The sequence below is a fragment of the Microterricola pindariensis genome (assembly GCF_002936985.1).
Lineage (GTDB): Bacteria > Actinomycetota > Actinomycetes > Actinomycetales > Microbacteriaceae > Microterricola > Microterricola pindariensis.
Map to the genome: position 1 here is coordinate 1 of NZ_MPZN01000024.1, position 19,541 is coordinate 19,541.

The window sequence follows — 19,541 nt, forward strand, 5'->3', positions numbered from 1 at the left end:
AGCCGACCTGCACTCCGCCGAGGAGGTGACCCTCGCCCCGGGCGAGCGCGCCCTCGTCGGCACCGGCGTGTCGATCGCGCTCCCGGCCGGATTCGCCGCATTCGTCGTGCCGCGCAGCGGCCTGGCCGCCAAGCACGGCATCACGATCGTGAACAGCCCGGGCACCGTCGACGCCGGCTACCGCGGCGAGATCAAGGTCGCTCTGCTCAACACCGACCAGAGCGAGCCCTTCCAGATCGCCCCTGGCGACCGCATCGCACAGCTCATCATCATGCCCGTGACCCGGGCGACCTTCATCCCCGTCGAGACGCTGCCGGGCAGCGCGCGCGGCGAAGGCGGCTTCGGATCGACCGGCACTGCCGCCATCGGCAGTGGCACCCCAACTTCAGGAGGCATCGCGTGAGCGACGTTGAGAACATCGGCGACCTGCCGGTGGAGCACCCCAAGTCCGCACCAGAGGACCGCGCAGAGAACGGTCCGCTCGACGACAGCGAGGCGAACCCCGTTCGCCCCTACGTCGACCTCGGCGGCGTCAAGATCCTTCCGCGCGAGGGCCTGCACCTCCGCCTCGAGATCGAGGAGGAGAGCAAGCGCGTCGTGGCGATCGGCCTCGACTACGCCAACTCCACCCTGCAGGTGCAGCCGTTCGCCGCACCGCGCTCGAGCGGCCTCTGGCACGAGATCCGCGGCCAGATCTCCGAGCAGATCGCGCGTCAGGGCGGAACGACTACCCTCCGTGAGGGAACGTTCGGGCCCGAGCTGCTCGCCCAGATCCCTGTCGCGGCCGGCTCCGGCACGGCCGGCGGCACGCGCCTCGCCCGTTTCGTCGGCGTCGACGGCCCGCGCTGGTTCCTCCGCGGCGTCATCGCGGGTGAGGCGGCGGTGAACCCCGACGCCGCCGCAGCCGTCGAGGAGCTGTTCCGCAGCATCGTCGTCGTGCGTGGCACCACGCCGATGCCTCCGCGCGACCTGATCCCGCTGCGCATGCCCGCCTCGCCGGCATCCGACGCCCCGAGCAACGTCTGACCCGCGGGACAGTGGCTGCCCCAGAGGACCAGCACGGCGACGAGCCTCGTGAGCACGAGCCGCTCGAGCCGGTGGCCAGTTTCGGCAGCCAGCTCGCCGACGCCGCCCGCAAGGCGGGGCTCGGCAAGCTGGCCGAGGACGAGCGGCTCTCGCCGCGTGACATGCTCGCGGCGCTCGGCGGCATCCGCGGCCTGGCCGAGACGATCCTGCCCGGCCTGGTGTTCCTCATCATCTACACGTTCAGCCAGGAGCTGAGCTGGGCGCTCGGCGTCTCCGTCGGCCTCGCCGTCGTCTTCACGACGCTCCGCATCGTGGGCAAGACGCCCGTCATGCAGGCCGTCGCCGGCCTGATCGGCGCCGTCGTCTCGGCTGCGCTCGCGCTCTGGACGGGGCGCGGCGAGGACAACTTCGTCCTCGGGCTCATCACGAACGCGGTCTACGCGATCGCGCTGCTCGTCTCGATGCTGGTGCGCTGGCCACTGATCGGGCTCGCCGTCGGCTACCTGATGGGCGACGGCCTGGCCTGGCGGGAGAACAAGCGCCGCTTCCAGGCGATGCAGCTGCTCACCGCCTGCTGGTTCGGCCTGTTCGCGCTGCGCCTGCTCGTGCAGGTGCCGTTGTACTTCGCCGGCAACGTCGAGGGCCTCGCCATCACCAAGCTGCTGATGGGCGTCCCGCTCTATGCGCTGCTGCTGATCCTGTCCTGGCTCATCGTCAAGGCGATCTATGCCAAGCCCGCGGATGCCGCGGCGCGGCGCCCCTGAGCGACCCGTCCCTCCTGCTAGAGTTATCTCGACATCGAGATAAAATCTTCCGCCGAATCAGCCCTGACCGGTAGAGCCGACTTAGGCTAACCTTGCTGGCAGAACGCGCAGTGCGGCCGCGAAGATTGAAGATATGCCGCGCATTTGGCGGCGCCCAGCAAAGGAGACGGCCACGTGTCTGCAGTAAATAGCTTTGGAGCAAAAGACACCCTCCGGGTCGGTGAGACCGACTACGAGATTTTCCGTGTCGACACCGTCGCCGGCTACGAGAAGCTCCCGTTCAGCCTCAAGGTGCTTCTGGAGAACCTCCTCCGCACCGAGGACGGCGCGAACGTCAGCAAGTCGCAGATCGAGGCCCTGGGGTCCTGGGTCCCCGAGTCCGAGCCGGACACCGAGATCCAGTTCACCCCCGCCCGTGTGATCATGCAGGACTTCACCGGTGTTCCCTGCATCGTCGACCTGGCCACCATGCGTGAGGCCGTCGCCGCCCTCGGTGGCGACCCCAACAAGATCAACCCGCTCGCCCCGGCCGAGATGGTCATCGACCACTCCGTCATCGCCGACCTCTTCGGCACCGAGAACGCGCTCGAGCGCAACGTCGAGATCGAGTACGAGCGCAACGGCGAGCGCTACCAGTTCCTCCGCTGGGGCCAGACCGCGTTCGAGGACTTCAAGGTCGTCCCGCCCGGAACCGGCATCGTGCACCAGGTCAACATCGAGTACCTGGCCCGCGTCACCATGACCCGCGAGGTCGGCGGCGTGCTGCAGGCCTACCCCGACTCCTGTGTCGGCACCGACTCGCACACGACGATGGTCAACGGCCTCGGCGTGCTCGGCTGGGGCGTCGGCGGCATCGAGGCCGAGGCGGCCATGCTCGGCCAGCCCGTCTCCATGCTCATCCCGAAGGTCGTCGGCTTCAAGCTCACCGGCGCCATCCCCACGGCCGTCACCGCGACCGACGTCGTGCTCACGATCACCGACATGCTGCGCAAGCACGGCGTCGTCGGCAAGTTCGTCGAGTTCTACGGCGAGGGCGTCGCCTCCGTGCCGCTGGCCAACCGCGCCACCATCGGCAACATGAGCCCGGAGTTCGGCTCCACCGCCGCCATGTTCCCGATCGACGACGTCACGCTCGACTACATGCGCCTGACCGGCCGCGACGCCGAGCAGATCGCCCTCGTCGAGGCATACGCCAAGACGCAGAAGCTCTGGCACGACGCCAGCGCCGAGCCCGTCTTCAGCGAGTACATGGAGCTCGACCTCTCCACCGTCGTGCCCTCCATCGCCGGCCCGAAGCGCCCGCAGGACCGCATCGAGCTCAGCGTCTCCAAGTCGGCGTTCGAGCGCGACCTGCTCAACTACACCGACATCGAGCACGACCTGGTCGACCTCGAGATCTCCGAGTCCTTCCCGGCATCCGACCCGCCCGCGAACACGCCGGAGAGCGAGCACAGCCAGCACCACCACGTGCACCACAGCCACGCCCCCGCCTCGGCCTCCAAGCCGACCGCGGTGTCGCTGGCCAGCGGCGAGAACTTCGTGCTCGACCACGGTGCCGTGGCCATCGCCGCGATCACCTCGTGCACCAACACCTCGAACCCCTCGGTGATGCTCGCCGCCGGCCTGCTCGCCCGCAACGCGGTCAAGAAGGGCCTCAAGGCCAAGCCGTGGGTCAAGACCACGCTGGCTCCCGGCTCCAAGGTCGTCACCGACTACTACGCCAAGGCTGGCTTGACCGAGGACCTCGAGGCGCTGGGCTTCTACACCGTCGGCTACGGCTGCACCACCTGCATCGGCAACTCGGGCCCGCTGCTCGACGAGATCTCGGCCGCCATCAACGAGCAGGACCTCGCCGTCACGGCCGTCCTCTCCGGCAACCGCAACTTCGAGGGTCGCATCAGCCCCGACGTCAAGATGAACTACCTGGCCAGCCCGCCGCTGGTCATCGCGTACTCCATCGCCGGCTCGATGAACTTCGACTTCGAGGTCGACGCCCTGGGCCAGGACCAGGACGGCAACGACGTCTTCCTCAAGGACATCTGGCCGGACGCCGCCGAGGTGCAGGCCACGATCGACAGCTCGATCAACGAGGGCATGTTCAAGACCCAGTACGCCGGTGTCTTCGAGGGCGACGAGCGTTGGCGTTCGCTGGAGACCCCCGCAGGTGCGGTCTTCGAGTGGGACGAGAAGTCGACCTACGTGCGCCGCCCCCCGTACTTCGACGGCATGACGATGGAGACCACCCCGGTCAGCGACATCCAGGGCGCCCGCGTCCTGGCCAAGCTCGGCGACTCGGTCACCACCGACCACATCAGCCCCGCCGGCAACATCAAGGCGGACAGCCCGGCCGGCCAGTACCTCGTCGAGCACGGCGTCGAGCGCAAGGACTTCAACTCCTACGGCTCGCGCCGCGGCAACCACGAGATCATGATCCGCGGCACCTTCGCCAACATCCGCCTGCGCAACCAGCTGCTGGACAACGTCGAGGGCGGCTACACCCGCGACTTCACCCAGGAGGGCGCACCGCAGTCGTTCATCTACGACGCCAGCCAGAACTACCAGGCCGCCGGCATCCCGCTGGTGATCTTCGGTGGCAAGGAGTACGGCTCCGGCTCCTCGCGTGACTGGGCAGCCAAGGGCACCAGCCTGCTGGGCGTCAAGGCCGTCATCACCGAGAGCTTCGAGCGCATCCACCGCTCCAACCTCATCGGCATGGGCGTCGTGCCGCTGCAGTTCCCGGTCGGCGAGAGCTGGGCGACGCTCGGCCTCGACGGCACGGAGTCCGTCTCGATTCTGGGCCTGGAGGAGCTGAACAACGGCGCCACCCCCAAGACGGTTCGTGTCGTCGCCACCCCGACCGAGAACTCGCCGGCCGGCAAGGCCGTCGTCGAGTTCGACGCCGTGGTGCGCATCGACACCCCTGGTGAGGCTGACTACTACCGCAACGGCGGCATCCTGCAGTACGTGCTGCGCTCGCTCGTAGCCTAGTCGTTACTCCGAGTACCAGAAGGGGCCGGATTCCTGTGGAATCCGGCCCCTTCTCCGGTCCCGGACGCACCCAGCCCGCGTCGAACGCTGATTCGAGGCTGCCAGTGGGGAGTGAGGGCAGCGCTCAGAGCAGGCTTTCGATGCGCAATGATGAGGGGTGGACTTTCTCGAACTGCAGCAGAATCTTCGTGACGCCCGGCTCGACCCCTTCTTGGCCTACGACGGGCGGTACAACCGGCTGAGCCCCCGGGACTACGTGCCCCGGTATTGCCGTTTCGCTTGGTCTGTGCAGGTACATGACGACCTGCCCCTGCCGTTCAGTGTGTCCCAACGAGAACTCTTCAGGCCGTCGCGATTCCCGGCCGACCGAGAAGGTCCTGAACCGGTCTATTTCAGCACGGCCGGGCAGGCCTACGCCTACATTTGGGAGCTCATCGAGCCGACCTCTCATGCGGGTCCAGTCGACGCCATCACGATCGCCGACTTACCGGGTGAGGTATCGGAGTGGCTGGCCGCCGTGGGATGGGCGCCGCCGCAGGAGCTCTTCGGCAATCCGTTTGTGGCAAGTTCCGGCACCCAGTCTCTGCGAATTGCTCTCACCGCTGCGGGCTACCAGGTGCAGTTGGTGGATCACATCGTGCTCAGGAACGATCCGCCGAGTTACAGCTCCGAGCTTCTCGAAGATGTCTGCCGGTGGCTCATGCTGTTTGTCGGTGCGCGTTACGAACGCCCCCTCGGCCACGCCATCTGGGGCCTCCTGGATCGGGCCAGCGCGATGGAACGCGTCCAGCGATTCACCCTGCGTCAACTGGGCAATGCGTTTTTGGACAGCGAGGGTGGCGGCATCCTCGACTTCCTCTCTCACGGCCCGGCGCTGGATCTCGTGACCCCCGCGTTGCTCGCTGAAGCTCAGTCGGCCGGCTTCATCGTCGCGCAGCGGGCGGAGCCTCGTTCGATTCGATTCTCTGACTACACGCTGCGTGAACAGAGCGATGGCTACACCATCAGCTATCGGGAACGAAACGACGATGAGTTGCTCGTGCGCGTACACACTGTCGACGAGTTGCGAGAGAAGTTTTCCGAGATCGTACGCAGTCGCTGACTGCTTTCCCGGGCTGCGTGTGAGCCGCTCTGGGCTGCCCGTTGTGCTTTCGGCACGCCGGGCGCAGCATGGAGGCATGCGCGCACACCACTCACTGCTGCTGCCCAGCGACACCGCCGACGCCCTCGCCGGGACGGCGTTCACGCACAAGCCGGGGAGGCTGGAGGCGGCCTACCAGACCGGTGACTTCTCCGGCGCCGTGCGCCTGCTGGACGCCGTCGCCCAGATCGCCGACCAGATCAACCACCACCCCGATGTGCGACTCGGCTACGGCCGCATCGCCTTCGAGCTCAGCTCGCACGACGCCGGCGGCGTGACGGAGCGGGACGTCGCGCTGGCGCTGCGGATCCAGGCCCTCGCGGACGCCGCGGGCCTCCCGGCCTGATCGCGGGCCGGATCGCGGGCCGGGCGTGCGCCGGATCGCCAGGTGCGCCGGCTCGTCGTGTCGGTGCTACGCCCGCTGTTCGGCGCCCAGGTACGTGGTCGGCACCTCGAGCACCGCGAGGGTGCACCGCGAGATGCAGACCAGGCGATCATGGTCGTCGGCGATCCGCACCTCCCAGACCTGGGCCCGCCCGCCACGGTAGACCGGGCGGGCGACGCCGGTCACCCACCCCTCCGCAACGGGCCGCAGGTGGTTCGCGTTGATCTCCATGCCGACGACATGGAAGCGTGCGCGGTCGACCGCCAGGAATCCCGCAATCGACGCGAGCGTCTCCGCGAACGCGACGGAGGCGCCGCCGTGGAGCATCCCGGCTGGCTGGGTGGTCCGAGAATCGACGGGCATCCGACCCTGCAGGGAATCGGGCAAGACCGCGGTGACCTCGATTCCGAGCGTCTCGATGAGGGTGCCTCGCCGCATGCCGGTGAGGACGTCGGGTGGCACATCGCCGTGCCAGATGGGTGGGGTGTTCATCATGGTTTCCTTTCGGGGGAGGCGGTCGGCCGCCGGCCCGGGGGTCAGGCCCGCGCGATGCCGGCGATGTGGGTGTTGAACGGGAGAAGCGGGGTGTGCACCCGGTAGCGCGTGATGGTGACGCTCGCGAACCCGGCGGCGCGCACGGCGGATTCCAGATCGCGTTGACACGAGCAGCCCTCGAACGCCCAGGCCCACGGTCGGCGCAGCAGCCGTTGTGCGGCATGGGTGGGTGTGCCGCTCCGGGCGGCGACATGTTCGAGGAACCGGAAGGTGCCGCCCGGGCGGAGGATGCGCCGGATTTCTGTGAGCACGGTCGCCGGGTCCTGCACCGAGCAGAGCACGAGCGAGGAGATCACGGCGTCGACGCTGTCGTCGGGGAGGCCGGTGTGCTCGGCCATGCACTCGTGCAGGTCGAGGTGCACCCCTCTGCGGCGGGCGGCGGCGTGGAGGGGGCCGTGCATGTAGCGGTTCGGCTCGAAGGCGACGAGGGTGCCGCCGGCCGGGAGGTAGCGGAGGTTGGCGCCGACGCCGGACCCGATCTCGACGACCTCCCGCGGAAGCCCGGCGAAGACGCGTCGTTTCTGCCGGTGCAGGCTCCACTCCAGGTACGGGTCCATCAGCCAGAAGAAGGCGGCGTTGAACCGGCCACGGCCGGCGTGCAGCTCGAAGCCGGTCGATGCCGGCGTGGCGGTGGGTGTGACACTGATGCTCATGTCACCAGCGTGCCGGATGCCGTCCGCTCCGTCAGGCGTGGAACTACCTCAGTTCGCCGGTCCCGGCCGGCCGCGCTGCGCGACGTACCATGCGGCGATCTGGGCGCGCGACCGGAAGCCGAGGCGCAGGCGGATCCGTTCTACGTGCCCCTCGGCCGACCGCTCGTCTATGCCCAGCCGTGCGGCGATCTCGCGGTTGGTGCAGCCCTCGCTGATCAACGCCGCGACCTCGCCCTGGCGGGCCGTCAACGCTCGGGCGCCGCGCCTCGGCACCGGCAGTCCGAGGAACCGGCGGACCGTCCCGACGAGCGCGGCGGTGTCGCCAACGTACGGCAGATGGGAGCGGCCGGGCAGCACGACGAGCTGCGCGCCGGTGATCCCTGCTGCGAGTGCCCTCGCCTGTGCGACGGGAGCGGCCCGGTCGCGGTCCCGGTGCACCACCACTGTCGGGGCCTGCACGAGAGGGAGGAGGCTGCTGACGTCGAGCTCGTAGCTCAGCGCCAGGAGCGCTCGCGCCGTGGCGGCGGTCGCGCAGGCGCGTTGGTAGCGGCCGAACGCCCTGCGCGTCGCGTCATCGGCGTCCGGCGCGAAGATCTCGGTCAGAACGTCGGACCCCAACCCCCAGTGCGACTCGACCAGCCCCAGGACGTGCTCCCGGGCGCTGGGCGGGGAGATGTCCGCGCCGGACACCCAGCCGCCGTAGAGCACCAGCCGTCGGACGGCGCCCGGGTGCGCCGCCGCCCACGCCACGGCGACCAGCGCCCCCAGTGACGTCCCGACCAGGTCGAAGGGCTCCGCGTCGAGGGTTGCGACCACCGCGTCGAGCTGTTCGAGCTCGTACGCCAGTGACGGCGGCCGGGGCGATGGCGCCGACAGCCCAGATCCGGCGCGGTCGTAGCGGACAAGCCGGCAGCCCTGCGCGAGGCTCTCGTAGTAGGCCCGCTCGGGAGGCAGCTCCCAGCTCAGCTCCAGATGGCCGAGCCAGCCCGCGACGTACATCACCGGCCGGCCGGCGCCGATCGAGGCGTACGCCAGTCCGGTGCCGTCGGTCGTCGTCACCCGGGCCATCTCCTGCTGCACACTGTCAGTGTGAGCGCCGAGTCTGGCAAATCGGCGCGGAACCTCTTGTCGACGAGCCCCTCCGTCTCGGAAGCCCGAGGCCCCGCCGCACACCAGTCTTGCCTCGCACACCCCGTGATTGTATGGTCGTCTATACAAGCACACGAGGAGGCACCAATGGCTGCACAGGACTATCTGCCGCTGTACGCGCAGATCGGGCGCCACGTGCGCTCGCTCATCCTGAACGGCGAGCTGCTCGACGGTGAGGCCATCCCCTCTGAGCCCTCGCTCATGGAGACGTTCCAAACCACGCGCGGCACGGTGCGGCAGGCCATCGGCGAGCTCGTCACCGAGGGGCTCGTGCGCCGGGTCCAGGGCAAGGGCACCTTCGTGCAATTCCGACCGATGACGCACAGCATCTGGAACTTCGGCGGCTTCAGCGACACCATGCGCGGCCGCGGCGGCATCCCGATCTCCCGCGTCGTCGAGCACGAGGTCATCGAGGCGGGCGGCACGCCGCAGCTGCGCCTGGTGCGCCTGCGCGGCGTGCGCATCGCCGAGACGGAGAGCATCTTCTCGCTGGACACCTCGCACCTCTCGCTCGAGCTGTTCCCGGGGCTCGACACCGTCGACTTCGAGAACGCCTCGCTCTACGACACGCTGCGCGCCCACTACGGCGTGCACCCGTCGCGCACCGAGCTGACCCTCAGCACCGTGATCCCGGACGCCGCCATGAGCGCCGTCCTCGGCGAGACGCGCGCCGATCCGGCCCTCGTCACGCTGCACGGCGCTGCCTTCGACCAGCACGACCGCGAGATCGAGCAGATCGAGATCGTCTACTCGTCCACGGTCCAATTCAACATTTCCACCACGCTGCCGGCCGCGCGCCAGGCCTGAGACCCATCGGGACCCACCACATGACTTCCAGACGCACCGCCTTCCTCGACCGCCTCGCAGCGGCCCCCGTCGTTCTCGGCATGGTCCACCTGAAGGGTGAGACCGCCGAGGAGAAGCTCGACATCGCCCGCCGCGAGATCGAGACCCTCTACAGCAACGGCGTCGACGCCGTCATCGTGGAGAACTACTTCGGCACGCCGGCTGACGTCGAGGCGGTGCTGCGCGTGCTGCAGCAGGAGCGCCCGACGGCCTGCTACGGCGTCAACGTGCTCGACGACGACGAGCGCGGCTTCGCCCTGGCCGGGCAGTACGGCGCCAGCTTCGTGCAGCTCGACTCGGTCGCCGGCCACCTCGGCGCCGAGGACGAGCCGGCCTTCGCCGAACGGCTCGCCGGCTGGCGCGCGTCGACGGATGCCGCGGTGCTCGGCGGCGTGCGCTTCAAGTACCAGCCCTACCTGAGCGGCAACGACTTGGGCACCGACCTCGGCCTCGGCCGGGAGCGGGCAGACGCCATCGTCGTGACCGGAGAGGGCACCGGCATGGAGACGAGCCTCGAGCGCATCCGCGAGTTCCGCGGCATCCTCGGCGAGTTCCCCCTAATCGTCGGCGCGGGCATCACCGCCGCCAACTGTGTGGCCCAGCTCGAGGACGCCGACGGGGCCATCGTGGGCAGCTTCCTCAAGGACACCCGCAAGGATGACGGCGATGTGCTGGCCGCGCACGTCGCGGAGCTCACCTCCATCGCGCACGGTGCCCGATGAGCCCGCAGACGCGCACGCTGACCGCCGAGCCGCTCAGCGCCGACGCCTTCGCCGCCTTCGGTGAGTACCTCGACCTCGGCGCGGGCGGCGAGCGCGTCCTGACGACGCGCGGCGACGGCTGGACCGACCGCCGCTCGCTGCACGCGGTGCTGGAGACACCCGGCCACCTCGGGTTCACCCTCGGCGCCGCCACCCCCTTCCAGATCACCGGAATGGAGCGCCACCACCACACCCGCGAGGTGCTGCTCTGCGCCGCCGAGCCCGTCGTGGTCGCCGTCGCCGCCACCGCCGGCGAGCGGCCGGACGCCGCCGACCTCCGGGCGTTCCTGCTGCAGCCGGGCGACGTCATCGTGCTCGCCGAGGGCATCTGGCACACGGCCTGCCACGGCGTCGGCAAGCCCGCGCACTACTACTGGATGGCGACCGCCGACGACAGCATCGCCGACGAGTGGGTGCTGCCGACCGGGGCCGCGGTGACCGTGGAGGCCGCCGCATGAGTGCCCAGAGCACCATCTTCATCGGCGACGTCGCGCTCGACGAGTACTTCACGGCCGAGAGCTGGCCGGCCCTCGGTGACAAGGCGTGGCTCGACCCCCTGCCCGCGGTCGTCGGCGGCATGATCGCCAACGCCGCCTGCGTGCACGCCGCGCTCGGCGCGCCCACCCGCTTCGTGACCGCCATGAACGACGGGGCCGTCAGCCAGCGGCTGCTCGCCGACCTCGAGCAGAGCGGGGTGGACACCGCGCTCTGCCTCGTCGACAACGAGCTGGCCGACTCGCGCTGCCTGATCTTCCTCGCCGGGGGCCAGCACGTCGTGCTGACGCCGCGCATCGGTGACCAGCGCTTCGAGCTGGACACCGTGCGGATGGACCTGCTCGGCGCGGCCCGCAGTGTCTACAGCTCGATCGGCGACCTGCGCCGCCTCCGCCACGGCGCGCTCAGCCCGGCCGAGATCCTCCGCGCGCTCCGCGCCGCCGGCACCCGGATCGTGCTCGACCTGGACGTGGCCGACCTCGAGCCGGGCGACCTCGAGCTGATCGGCACGGTCGACCTCCTCTTCGTCAACCGGATCGGCTTCGAGCGCCTCCGCGCCGGTCGGAGCGCTGCCGACTGCGCCGCCGCCCTCCTCGCCGGCGGCCTGTCCCACCTCGTGGTGACCCGCGACGCCGACGGCTGCATCGTCTACTCCGGCTCCGAGCCCATCGAGGTCCCCGGCATCGCGGCCGCCGTGCTCGACGTCACCGGCGCGGGCGACGCCTTCTGCAGCGCCTTCCTGTTCGCCCTGGACCGCACCGCGGATTCCGGCCTCGCCGCGCTCTTCGCCAACGGCGCCGGCGCCCGGGCCACCGAGGCCCACGGCGCCCGCTCCGGCGCGGCATCCGTCGGCGAGGTCCTCGCCTACCTCGCCGCCGCCGGCACCGACATCGACTCCCTTTCCACAGCACTCACAGCAGAATCACACTAAGGAGCACCATGACTTCCGTTCGCCCCGCACGCCGCCTGCTCTTCGTGGCAGCCGCGTCCCTCCTCGCGGTCAGCCTCGTCGGCTGTGTCCAGAACGCGCCGACCACGGCCGCCCCGACCGGTGAAGCGGTGGCCGTCGGCGCCGACGACGCCGTCACCGCCCTCGTCCCGGCCGCGATCGCCGAGAGCGGCGCGCTCCGCGTCGGCGTCAACCTCACCTACTCGCCGAACGAGTTCAAGACGGCGGAGGGCGCCCCGACCGGCTGGGCCATCGAGCTGATGGACGCCATCGGCGCCAAGATGGGCCTCGAGGTCGAGTACCAGGGTGCGGCCTTCGACAACATCCTGCCCGGCGTGATCGGCGGCAAGTACGACGTCGGACAGGGCTCGTTCACCGACACGAAGGAGCGCGAGAAGATCGTCGACTTCGTCAACTACTACTCGGCGGGCACCCGCTGGGCGGCCGCGGCCGGCAGCACGCTGAACCCGGACGACGCCTGCGGCCTGGTCATCGCGGCGGGCGCCACCACCTACCAGGAGACCGACGACATCCCCGCACGCTCCGAGGCCTGCGTCGCCGCCGGCAAGGAGCCCATCAGCATCCTCAAGCTGGAGACACAGGACGACATCACCAACGCCGTCGTGCTCGGCCGCGCGGCCGGCTTCGCCGCCGACTCGCCCGTGACCGCCTACGCCGTCTCCGCCACGCAGGGCAAGCTCGAGCTGATCGGCGAGCAGTACGACTCCGCGCCGTTCGGCTTCGCCGTCGCCAAGGAGTCCGGCACGCTGGCCCAGGCCGTCGAGGCGGCCGTGCAGTCGATCATCGACGACGGCAGCTACGGCGCGATCCTCGCCAAGTGGGGCGTCGAAGACGGCGCCGTCAGCACGGCCGGCATCAACGGCGCGCTGTTCTAAACCCGCAGCACCCGATCCCAGCGGACGGCCGGCCCCGACGGGGCCGGCCGTTTCTGCTGTCAGGGGCACTCAGCGCCAGCGGGCGCGCTCGTCCTCCCGCGGCGCCAGCACGACGGCATCCGCGGCCCCGTCCCACACCTTGACCGGGCGCTCGGGCGACCAGGCCGGCCAGCCGGGGTCGCCGGTGGCGGCGAAGCGCACCCAGGCCGCGTGCATGTCGGTGGCCAGGCGTCGGGGCGCGTCGGGGCCGGCCATCGCGACGGCCTCCTCGCTCTCGATGTTGTCGAAGACGAAGCCGAGCTCAAGCGCGTGGCAGGCGCCCAGCCCGTCGACGGGGGAGCGCCAGGCGAACTCGTAGACGAAGCTCGGGGCCGCGCCCGGCACCCGCAGCCGGGCGTCCGCGAGCTTGTTCAGGGGGATCCGCAGCAGCAGGTCGGTGGCCAGCGCGCCGAACAGCTCGCCGAGGCCGGCGCCCGGCCGGTTGCGCCGGTACAGCCGCACCGTGCCGGGCGAGATCCCGAACTTCGCCATCGCGACGGCGATGTGCGCCCTGCCGATCTTCGCGAGCAGCCCGGTCGGGACGAACCAGAGCCGGTACTCCTCGGTGTTCGCGCCCATCAGCACGGGAATGCCGGAACCGGCCCCGCCCGTCAACGCGGCCATCGGATGCCGCGGCACGGTCTCTGTGCCGAGGGTGAGCGCGAACGCGGGGCCGCCGGTGATCGGCGTCGTGCCGGCCGTGGCCCGGCGCTGGGCGTCGAGCAGGCGGGCGGGGGAGAGCTCGGCAAAGGTGGCGCGGAGCGGTGCCACGCCGAGCAGTTTGGCCATGCGGCGGGTCACCGCGCCCGCGGTCTTCGCCGGTTTCGCGTCCGGCGGGCCGCTCTGCATGATCGCGCGGTCGAAGAGGCTCGCGGCGTCCGGCCGCGCCAGCAGGGCGGCGATCGTGATCGCGCCGGCCGACTCGCCCATCACGGTGACCCGGCTCGGGTCGCCGCCGAAGGCCCAGATGTTGCGGCGCACCCAGCGCAGCGCCGCGATCTGGTCGGCGAGGCCGAGGTTCGCCTCGCCGTCGGCGAAGACGGAGAAGCCCTCTGCGCCGAGGCGGTAGTTGACGCCGATGAAGATGACCCCGTCTCGGGCGAAGCGAGTGCCGTCGTAGGCCTCCAGGGCGTTGCTGCCGCGGCTGAGGGACCCGCCGTGGATCCAGACGATGACCGGTGCGAGGGCGGCGTCGCGCCGCTCCGGCGCCCAGATGGCCAGGTTCAGGATCTCCTCGCCCGGCACGCTCACACTGCCGAGAAGCCGCTCCATGCCGCCCGCGTAGGGCAGCTGCGGCGACGTCGCCCCCGGTGTGGTGCAGTCCCGCTCGCCGGGCCAGGAGGGGACGGGCTGTGGCGGCCGGAAGCGCAGGGCGCCGAACGGCGCCGCCGCGTATGGCACACCGAGGAAGCGGCGCACCCCGCCCGCCAGGCTGCCCCGGATGCGGCCGGACTCCGTGTCCACGCCGACGTCTGAGAGCTCACTGCTCCGCGGTCCGTCCGTGCTCTCTGGGACCTCTGTGCTCTCTGGGACCTCTGTGCTCTCTGGCATCTCGCTCCTTCGCGATCCGGTGGGATCACTCTGTCACAGGACGGCGTGAGAGCGGGCGGCCTCAGCGCGCGGCGAGCTCGTCTGCGGCCGGCTCGGCCGGGGCCGCGGCGGCCGGGCTCCGGCGCTTGGCCAGAGCCGCGCGGGCCGCCTTGCCGAGCTCGAGCAGGATCGGGATGCCGGAGAGCAGGATGATCCCGATGATGAAGAACTCGGAGTAGCGGGCCACGAAGTCGATCTGGCCGAGGAAGAAGCCGACCAGGGTGAGGCCGACGCCCCAGAGGAACGCGCCGATCAGGTTGAAGGTGATGAAGGTGCGGTAGGGCATCCGGCCCACGCCGGCCGCGACGGGCACGAAGGCTCGGAACACGGGCAGGAAGCGGGCCAGGATGATGGCCTTGCCGCCGTGCTTGTCGAAGAAGGCGTTCGTGCGCTCGACGTTCGCCGGGTTGAAGAACCGGCTCTGCTCGCGCTTGAAGATGGCCGGGCCGGCCTTGCGCCCGAGGTAGTAGGCCAGTTGGTCGCCCGCGAATGCGGCGACGAAGATGACGGATGCCGTCACCCAGATGGGGAACTGGACGAAGCCGGTCGCGGTCAGCAGGCCGACGGTGAAGAGCAACGAGTCGCCGGGGAGGAAGGAGAGCACGATGAGTCCGGTCTCGGCGAACACGACGGCGGCAACACCCAGCAGGATGAAGGGGCCGAACCAGTGGACGAGCCAATCGGCGTCGAGGAAGTCGATTCCGAGGAGGGTGGGCTGCATGGAGGGGCTGTTCCTTTCGGGTGGGCGCGAATGCGCGGTCCGCCGATCGACGCTAGCAGAGGGCGTCTGTGCAAACAGTGGGCGGCAGCGGATGCTTCGGCGCCGAATGCGGGGGTGGCAGCGCGATACGCGTAAACTCGATGGGTACCGCCGATGTGAGGCGGTCGCTTCTGAAAGGCGGTAGGGCGTGAGCCTTCTCGAGACGATCAAGGGTCCGCGAGACCTCGACGCACTCTCGAAAGACCAGCTCGTGCAACTCGCCGCAGAGGTGCGGGAGTTCTTGGTGCAGAACGTCGCCAAGACGGGCGGGCACCTGGGACCCAACCTGGGCGTGGTCGAGATGACGATCGCGATGCACCGCGTCTTCGACTCCCCGCGCGACGCCATGGTCTTCGACACCGGCCACCAGTCCTACGTGCACAAGCTGCTCACCGGCAGGCAGGACTTCAGCACGCTGCGCCAGCGCGGCGGCCTGGCCGGCTACCCGCAGCGCTCGGAGTCCGAGCACGACATCGTCGAGAGCTCCCACGCCTCCAGCTCGCTGAGCTGGGCCGACGGCATCTCGCGCGCGTTCAGCATGACCGGGCAGAACGACCGGCACGTCATCGCCGTCGTCGGCGACGGCGCGCTCACCGGCGGCATGACCTGGGAAGCCCTCAACAACATCACAGACGACAACGCCCGTCGCCTGATCATCATCGTCAACGACAACGGCCGCTCCTACGCCCCGACCATCGGCGGCATGGCCCGCTTCCTCAACACCGTGCGCACGCGCAAGAGCTATCGCGAGCTGTACATGTCCAGCCGCAAGGCCTTCGACAAGATGGGCGGCCCCGGCCGGGCCGTCTACCGCGGCGTCCGCGGCGGCCTGCACGGCTTCCTCAGCCGCTTCTCCAACAACGAGGCGCTCTACTCCAACCTCGACATCAAGTACATCGGGCCGGTGCACGGCCACGACCTGGTGGCGATGGAGGAGGCGCTGCGCCAGGCCAAGGGCTACGGCGCACCGGTGATCGTGCACACGATCACCGACAAGGGCCGCGGCTACGAGCCCGCCCGCCAAGACGCCGCCGACCAGTTCCACGCGGTCGGCCAGATCGACCCGGAGACGGGGGAGTCGCTGGACTCCTCCTCCGCGGCCTCCTGGACCTCGGTCTTCGCCGACGAGATGGTGCGGCTCGCCGCCGCCAATGAACGGCTCGTCGGCATCACCGCCGCCATGCTGCGCCCGACCGGGCTGCACCGCATGGCCGAGCGCTTCCCCGAGCGGGTCCTGGATGTCGGCATCGCCGAGCAGCACGCCGCCACCTCCGCCGCGGGCCTGGCGTTCGGCGGCATGCACCCCGTCGTCGCCGTGTACGCCACCTTCATCAACCGGGCGTTCGACCAGGTGCTGATGGATGTCGCGCTGCACAAGGCCGGCGTCACCTTCGTGCTGGACAGGGCCGGTGTCACCGGGCCGGACGGCCCCAGCCACCACGGCATGTGGGACCTCGCCATCCTGCAGGTCGTCCCCGGCATCCGCCTGGCCGCCCCGCGTGACGCGACCCGCCTGCGCGAGGAGCTCGCCGAGGCCGTGGCCGTCGACGACGGCCCGACCGTGCTGCGCTTCCCGAAGGGCAGCGTCGGCGTCGAGTTCGAGGCCGAGCGGCGCACCGAGGACGGCGTGGACGTGCTGCGCGAGTCGGCCACCAGCGATGTGCTCCTCGTCGCCGTCGGCCCGATGGCCAGCGTGGCGCTCGAGGTCGCCGATCTGCTCGCGGAGCAGGGCATCGGCGCGACCGTCATCGACCCGCGCTGGGTCGTCCCCGTGCCGCGGAGCGTGATCGAGCTCTCCCGCGGGCACCGCCTCGTGGTGAGCATCGAGGACGGCATCAAGGTGGGCGGCATCGGCACCCGCATCCGTCAGGACCTGCGCGGCGCCGGCGTCGAGACCGCCGTGACGGAGCTCGGCCTGCCCGACGAGTTCATCGACCACGCCACCCGCGGCCAGATCATGTTCGACATCGGGCTGACGGCACCGCAGATCGCCGCCGACATCGCCGCGATGTTCGCCGGCAGCAAGGTGCCGCACGTGGGCCCGCCGAAGAAGGCCGAGGGCTAGGCCCTAGCCCCGTCCGACCCGGTACCGCAGCTCGATCGCGCCGCCGGGGAACGGCGTCGTGCCCGTTGCGGTGAGCGCCGTGGTGCGGGCCAACGGCAGCAGCGGCCGGCCCGCGCCGAGCGCGATGGGCATGATCGTGACCAGCAGCTCGTCGAGCAGGCCGGCATCGGCGAACTGGGCCGCGACGTTGCCGCCGCCGATCACCCAGACATGCTTGTCGCCCGCCGCCGCGACCGCCGCAGCGTGCACCTCGGCGATGGGGCCCTGGGCGAAGCGGATGTCGGCCCCGTCGACCCCGGGCATCTCGCGGTGCGTGAGCACCCAGGCCGGCATCGTGTAGCCCCAGCCTGAGTCGTCGTCGAGCAGGAACTGATAGGTGTCCGCGCCCATCACGACCGCCCCGATGCCCGCCAGGAAGTGCTCGTAGTGGGAGCCGAACTCCTCGAAGCCGAACTGCAGCAGCCAGTCGATCGAATTGTCGCGGTCGGCGATGAACCCGTCCAGGCTGCAGGCGACGTAGTACTGAGTAGTCATGCACCCAGCCTAGAAGGGGCCTCCGACATCGGTGAGGGGTATCAGCTGTCTGGCTGCACGACCCGGCCATGGTCCCAGGGCTCGGCCCAGCCCAGCTCGTCGAACAGGCGCGCCAGCACGAGCGCGGTGAAGCCCCAGACCAGGCGCCCGCCGACGGTGAATGCCGGCATCCGATAGTCCCCGTGCGCGGTCACCGCCCTGTTCGCCGGGTGCACCAGCTCGGCGACCGGAACCCGGAACACCTCCACCGTCTCGGCATGGTCGATCGCGACGACCTCGGAGGGCCGGGTCCACCAGGCGAGCACCGGGGTGACGAGGTGGTTGCTCACCGCCAGCGGGATCTCCGGCAGGGCGCCCAGGGTGCGCACACCTCCCGGGTCCACCCCCGTCTCCTCGACGGCCTCGCGCAGTGCGGCCGCCGTCGCATCGGCGTCGGTCTCGTCCAGCCGGCCGCCGGGGAAGGCGATCTGCCCGGGGTGGCTGCCGAGCGTCGAGGCGCGCCGCACGAGCAGCACGTCGAGGTCCTGCGGCACCGGTCCGCCCGCCGCCGCCGGCACGTCGTCGAGCACCCCGAAGAGCACGAGCACGGCGGCGTGCCGAGCGTGGCCGGCATCCGGCAGGCTGCGGATCAGCGTGGAGCTCCAGTCCAGGCTGCGCGCGGCCAGCGCCTCGAGATCCGCGAGGGGGCCGTCGGGGGAGGGGTGCATGCCCCCAGCCTAGGCAGGAAACGTCGCAGCGTGCGCGCGCGTGGCGGCAGGCGCGCCGATGCCGGGCGCCCTCCGGACGCGGGCGTACTCGCGAGGTTGCTGGGTGTTGCCGCCCCGCCCTTGACCGGCGCCGCCGCCGCGGGTTTAGGTAGCGGTGTGCAAGGGTGCATGCGGGCTCACCCTGGCGCGGTTCGCGAACAGGACGGGGAGTCCAGCCATGAAGCACATCACGTTGGGAAGCACCGGGCTCGAGGTCGGCCGGATCGGCCTGGGCTGCATGGGGATGTCGGCGTTCTACTCGGGTGCCGGCTCCGACGAGGCGGAGTCGATCCGCACCATCCACCGGGCCGTCGACCTCGGCGTGACGCTGTTCGACACGGCGGAGATGTACGGGCCGCACCTCAACGAGGAGCTCCTCGGCCGGGCACTGGCCGCCCGCCGCGACGAGGTCGTGCTCGCCACCAAGTTCGGGCTGGTGCGCAGGCCGGACGGCAGTCGCGGCTACGACGGCAGCCCCGCGAATGTGCGCGCTTCCGTCGAGGGGTCGCTCCGGCGCCTCGGCACCGATCGGATCGACCTCTACTACCAGCACCGCATCGACCCGGCCGTGCCCATCGAGGAGACCGTCGGGGCGCTGTCGGAGCTCGTCACAGCCGGCAAGATCCACCACTACGGCCTCTCTGAGGCGTCGCCGGAGACGATCAGGCGGGCGCACGCCGTGCACCCGGTGACGGCGGTGCAGATGGAGTACTCACTGTGGACGCGCGACCCCGAGCGCGCCGTCCTGCCGGTGCTGCGCGAACTGACCATCGGGCTCGTGCCGTACTCGCCGCTCGGGCGGGGCTTCCTGACCGGTGCCATCCGCTCGATCGATGAGTTCGAGGAGGACGACTTCCGGAGGCACAACCCGCGCTTCATCGGCGACAATCTGGCGGCCAACCTGCGCATCCTCGAAGAGGTGGACGCCGTCGCCGACGAGGTCGGGGCGACGCCGGCGCAGGTGGCCCTGGCCTGGCTGTTGGCCCAGGGCGATGACATCGCACCCATCCCCGGCACGAAGCGCGTCTCACGGCTGGAGGAGAACGTCGCGGCGGACGCCCTCGTGCTGAGCCCGGAGCAGCTCGGGGCGCTGACCGCGATCGAGGCACCGAAGGGCGACCGCTACGCCGACATGTCGCCGCTGAACGGCTGAACGGCTGAACGGCTGAACGGCTGAACGGTTGAATGCGCAGAAGGGC

General features: G+C 70.4%; 20 protein-coding genes. 13 read left to right on the forward strand and 7 right to left on the reverse strand.

Annotated elements, in window-relative coordinates; all coding sequences use genetic code 11:
• From dut to GY24_RS17635, 6 genes are all read left to right on the forward strand, one after another.
• On the forward strand, positions 1-403 hold a 403-nt coding region (gene dut, locus GY24_RS08765), incomplete at its 5' end, for a dUTP diphosphatase (RefSeq protein WP_104475292.1).
• Positions 400-1,026 (forward strand): DUF3710 domain-containing protein, encoded by a 627-nt coding sequence (locus GY24_RS08770; protein ID WP_083363754.1) that lies wholly within the window; start codon positions 400-402, stop codon positions 1,024-1,026. The genes dut and GY24_RS08770, both read left to right, overlap by 4 nt.
• Before the next feature lie 11 nt (positions 1,027-1,037).
• A complete protein-coding gene (locus GY24_RS08775) occupies positions 1,038-1,790 on the forward strand; it encodes a DUF3159 domain-containing protein (protein ID WP_233279282.1) in 753 nt (250 codons plus the stop codon).
• 174 nt (positions 1,791-1,964) lie between these two features.
• Positions 1,965-4,778, forward strand: a complete 2,814-nt coding sequence (gene acnA / locus GY24_RS08780; RefSeq protein WP_104475293.1) for an aconitate hydratase AcnA — start codon at positions 1,965-1,967, stop codon at positions 4,776-4,778.
• A gap of 157 nt (positions 4,779-4,935) precedes the next feature.
• Positions 4,936-5,880, forward strand: coding sequence for a hypothetical protein (locus GY24_RS08785; RefSeq protein ID WP_104475294.1), 945 nt, complete (start codon positions 4,936-4,938; stop codon positions 5,878-5,880).
• A gap of 76 nt (positions 5,881-5,956) precedes the next feature.
• Positions 5,957-6,265: a 4a-hydroxytetrahydrobiopterin dehydratase gene (locus tag GY24_RS17635; protein WP_161498713.1), complete on the forward strand. Its 309-nt coding sequence runs from the start codon at positions 5,957-5,959 to the stop codon at positions 6,263-6,265.
• Positions 6,266-6,331: 66 nt separating this feature from the next.
• Here the strand turns inward: GY24_RS17635 and GY24_RS08795 are convergent, their stop codons facing one another.
• The 3 genes from GY24_RS08795 to GY24_RS08805 are packed head-to-tail and all read right to left on the reverse strand — an operon-like array spanning position 6,332 to position 8,592.
• The gene (locus tag GY24_RS08795; RefSeq protein ID WP_233279283.1) at positions 6,332-6,796 is read right to left on the reverse strand and encodes a hotdog fold thioesterase; all 465 of its coding nucleotides are present in this window, start codon (positions 6,794-6,796) and stop codon (positions 6,332-6,334) included.
• 44 nt (positions 6,797-6,840) lie between these two features.
• Positions 6,841-7,512 carry a class I SAM-dependent methyltransferase gene (locus tag GY24_RS08800; RefSeq protein ID WP_104475296.1) on the reverse strand — a complete coding sequence of 224 codons (672 nt, stop codon included), beginning with the start codon at positions 7,510-7,512 and terminating at the stop codon, positions 6,841-6,843.
• 48 nt (positions 7,513-7,560) lie between these two features.
• Positions 7,561-8,592, reverse strand: a complete 1,032-nt coding sequence (locus GY24_RS08805; RefSeq protein ID WP_104475297.1) for an alpha/beta fold hydrolase — start codon at positions 8,590-8,592, stop codon at positions 7,561-7,563.
• Between the two features lie 156 nt (positions 8,593-8,748).
• On the opposite strand from GY24_RS08805, the gene GY24_RS08810 reads away from it, so the two are divergent.
• Genes GY24_RS08810 through GY24_RS08830 form a run of 5 tightly spaced genes read left to right on the forward strand, consistent with a single transcriptional unit; the run spans position 8,749 to position 12,608 of the window.
• On the forward strand, positions 8,749-9,468 hold the full coding sequence (locus GY24_RS08810) for a GntR family transcriptional regulator (RefSeq protein ID WP_161498714.1): 720 nt from the start codon (positions 8,749-8,751) through the stop codon (positions 9,466-9,468).
• Positions 9,469-9,488: 20 nt separating this feature from the next.
• The gene (locus GY24_RS08815; RefSeq protein ID WP_104475299.1) at positions 9,489-10,229 is read left to right on the forward strand and encodes a BtpA/SgcQ family protein; all 741 of its coding nucleotides are present in this window, start codon (positions 9,489-9,491) and stop codon (positions 10,227-10,229) included.
• Positions 10,226-10,726 (forward strand): ureidoglycolate lyase, encoded by a 501-nt coding sequence (locus GY24_RS08820; protein ID WP_104475300.1) that lies wholly within the window; start codon positions 10,226-10,228, stop codon positions 10,724-10,726. The genes GY24_RS08815 and GY24_RS08820 overlap by 4 nt, the downstream gene beginning before the upstream one ends.
• On the forward strand, positions 10,723-11,694 hold the full coding sequence (locus GY24_RS08825; RefSeq protein WP_104475301.1) for a carbohydrate kinase family protein: 972 nt from the start codon (positions 10,723-10,725) through the stop codon (positions 11,692-11,694). Before GY24_RS08820 ends, GY24_RS08825 begins: the two co-directional genes overlap by 4 nt.
• Before the next feature lie 8 nt (positions 11,695-11,702).
• Complete coding sequence (locus tag GY24_RS08830) at positions 11,703-12,608, forward strand: ABC transporter substrate-binding protein (protein ID WP_104475302.1); 906 nt, start codon at positions 11,703-11,705, stop codon at positions 12,606-12,608.
• A gap of 69 nt (positions 12,609-12,677) precedes the next feature.
• Here the strand turns inward: GY24_RS08830 and GY24_RS08835 are convergent, their stop codons facing one another.
• Complete coding sequence (locus GY24_RS08835) at positions 12,678-14,198, reverse strand: carboxylesterase/lipase family protein (RefSeq protein ID WP_104475303.1); 1,521 nt, start codon at positions 14,196-14,198, stop codon at positions 12,678-12,680.
• A 61-nt stretch (positions 14,199-14,259) separates the two neighbouring features.
• A complete protein-coding gene (locus GY24_RS08840; protein ID WP_104475304.1) occupies positions 14,260-14,958 on the reverse strand; it encodes a DedA family protein in 699 nt (232 codons plus the stop codon).
• A 187-nt stretch (positions 14,959-15,145) separates the two neighbouring features.
• Here GY24_RS08840 and dxs point away from each other — a divergent pair, with 187 nt between their 5' ends.
• A complete protein-coding gene (gene dxs, locus GY24_RS08845) occupies positions 15,146-17,062 on the forward strand; it encodes a 1-deoxy-D-xylulose-5-phosphate synthase (protein WP_104475305.1) in 1,917 nt (638 codons plus the stop codon).
• A gap of 3 nt (positions 17,063-17,065) precedes the next feature.
• Here dxs and GY24_RS08850 read toward each other — a convergent pair whose 3' ends face one another.
• Positions 17,066-17,596: a dihydrofolate reductase family protein gene (locus GY24_RS08850; RefSeq protein WP_104475306.1), complete on the reverse strand. Its 531-nt coding sequence runs from the start codon at positions 17,594-17,596 to the stop codon at positions 17,066-17,068.
• Positions 17,597-17,637: 41 nt separating this feature from the next.
• Positions 17,638-18,303 (reverse strand): NUDIX hydrolase, encoded by a 666-nt coding sequence (locus tag GY24_RS08855; RefSeq protein WP_104475307.1) that lies wholly within the window; start codon positions 18,301-18,303, stop codon positions 17,638-17,640.
• A 217-nt stretch (positions 18,304-18,520) separates the two neighbouring features.
• Here GY24_RS08855 and GY24_RS08860 point away from each other — a divergent pair, with 217 nt between their 5' ends.
• Positions 18,521-19,495, forward strand: coding sequence for an aldo/keto reductase (locus GY24_RS08860; RefSeq protein WP_104475308.1), 975 nt, complete (start codon positions 18,521-18,523; stop codon positions 19,493-19,495).
• Positions 19,496-19,541: the final 46 nt, after the last annotated feature.

Bases quoted from the DNA above. Each gene is read 5' to 3' on its own strand.
- GY24_RS17635 (WP_161498713.1), top strand. From the start codon at position 5,957: ATGCGCGCACACCACTCACTGCTGCTGCCCAGCGACACCGCCGACGCC.
- GY24_RS08795 (WP_233279283.1), bottom strand. From the start codon at position 6,796: ATGAACACCCCACCCATCTGGCACGGCGATGTGCCACCCGACGTCCTC.
- GY24_RS08800 (WP_104475296.1), bottom strand. From the start codon at position 7,512: ATGAGCATCAGTGTCACACCCACCGCCACGCCGGCATCGACCGGCTTC.
- GY24_RS08810 (WP_161498714.1), top strand. From the start codon at position 8,749: ATGGCTGCACAGGACTATCTGCCGCTGTACGCGCAGATCGGGCGCCAC.
- GY24_RS08815 (WP_104475299.1), top strand. From the start codon at position 9,489: ATGACTTCCAGACGCACCGCCTTCCTCGACCGCCTCGCAGCGGCCCCC.
- GY24_RS08820 (WP_104475300.1), top strand. From the start codon at position 10,226: ATGAGCCCGCAGACGCGCACGCTGACCGCCGAGCCGCTCAGCGCCGAC.
- GY24_RS08825 (WP_104475301.1), top strand. From the start codon at position 10,723: ATGAGTGCCCAGAGCACCATCTTCATCGGCGACGTCGCGCTCGACGAG.
- GY24_RS08830 (WP_104475302.1), top strand. From the start codon at position 11,703: ATGACTTCCGTTCGCCCCGCACGCCGCCTGCTCTTCGTGGCAGCCGCG.
- GY24_RS08835 (WP_104475303.1), bottom strand. From the start codon at position 14,198: ATGCCAGAGAGCACAGAGGTCCCAGAGAGCACAGAGGTCCCAGAGAGC.
- GY24_RS08840 (WP_104475304.1), bottom strand. From the start codon at position 14,958: ATGCAGCCCACCCTCCTCGGAATCGACTTCCTCGACGCCGATTGGCTC.
- GY24_RS08850 (WP_104475306.1), bottom strand. From the start codon at position 17,596: ATGACTACTCAGTACTACGTCGCCTGCAGCCTGGACGGGTTCATCGCC.
- GY24_RS08855 (WP_104475307.1), bottom strand. From the start codon at position 18,303: ATGCACCCCTCCCCCGACGGCCCCCTCGCGGATCTCGAGGCGCTGGCC.
- GY24_RS08860 (WP_104475308.1), top strand. From the start codon at position 18,521: ATGAAGCACATCACGTTGGGAAGCACCGGGCTCGAGGTCGGCCGGATC.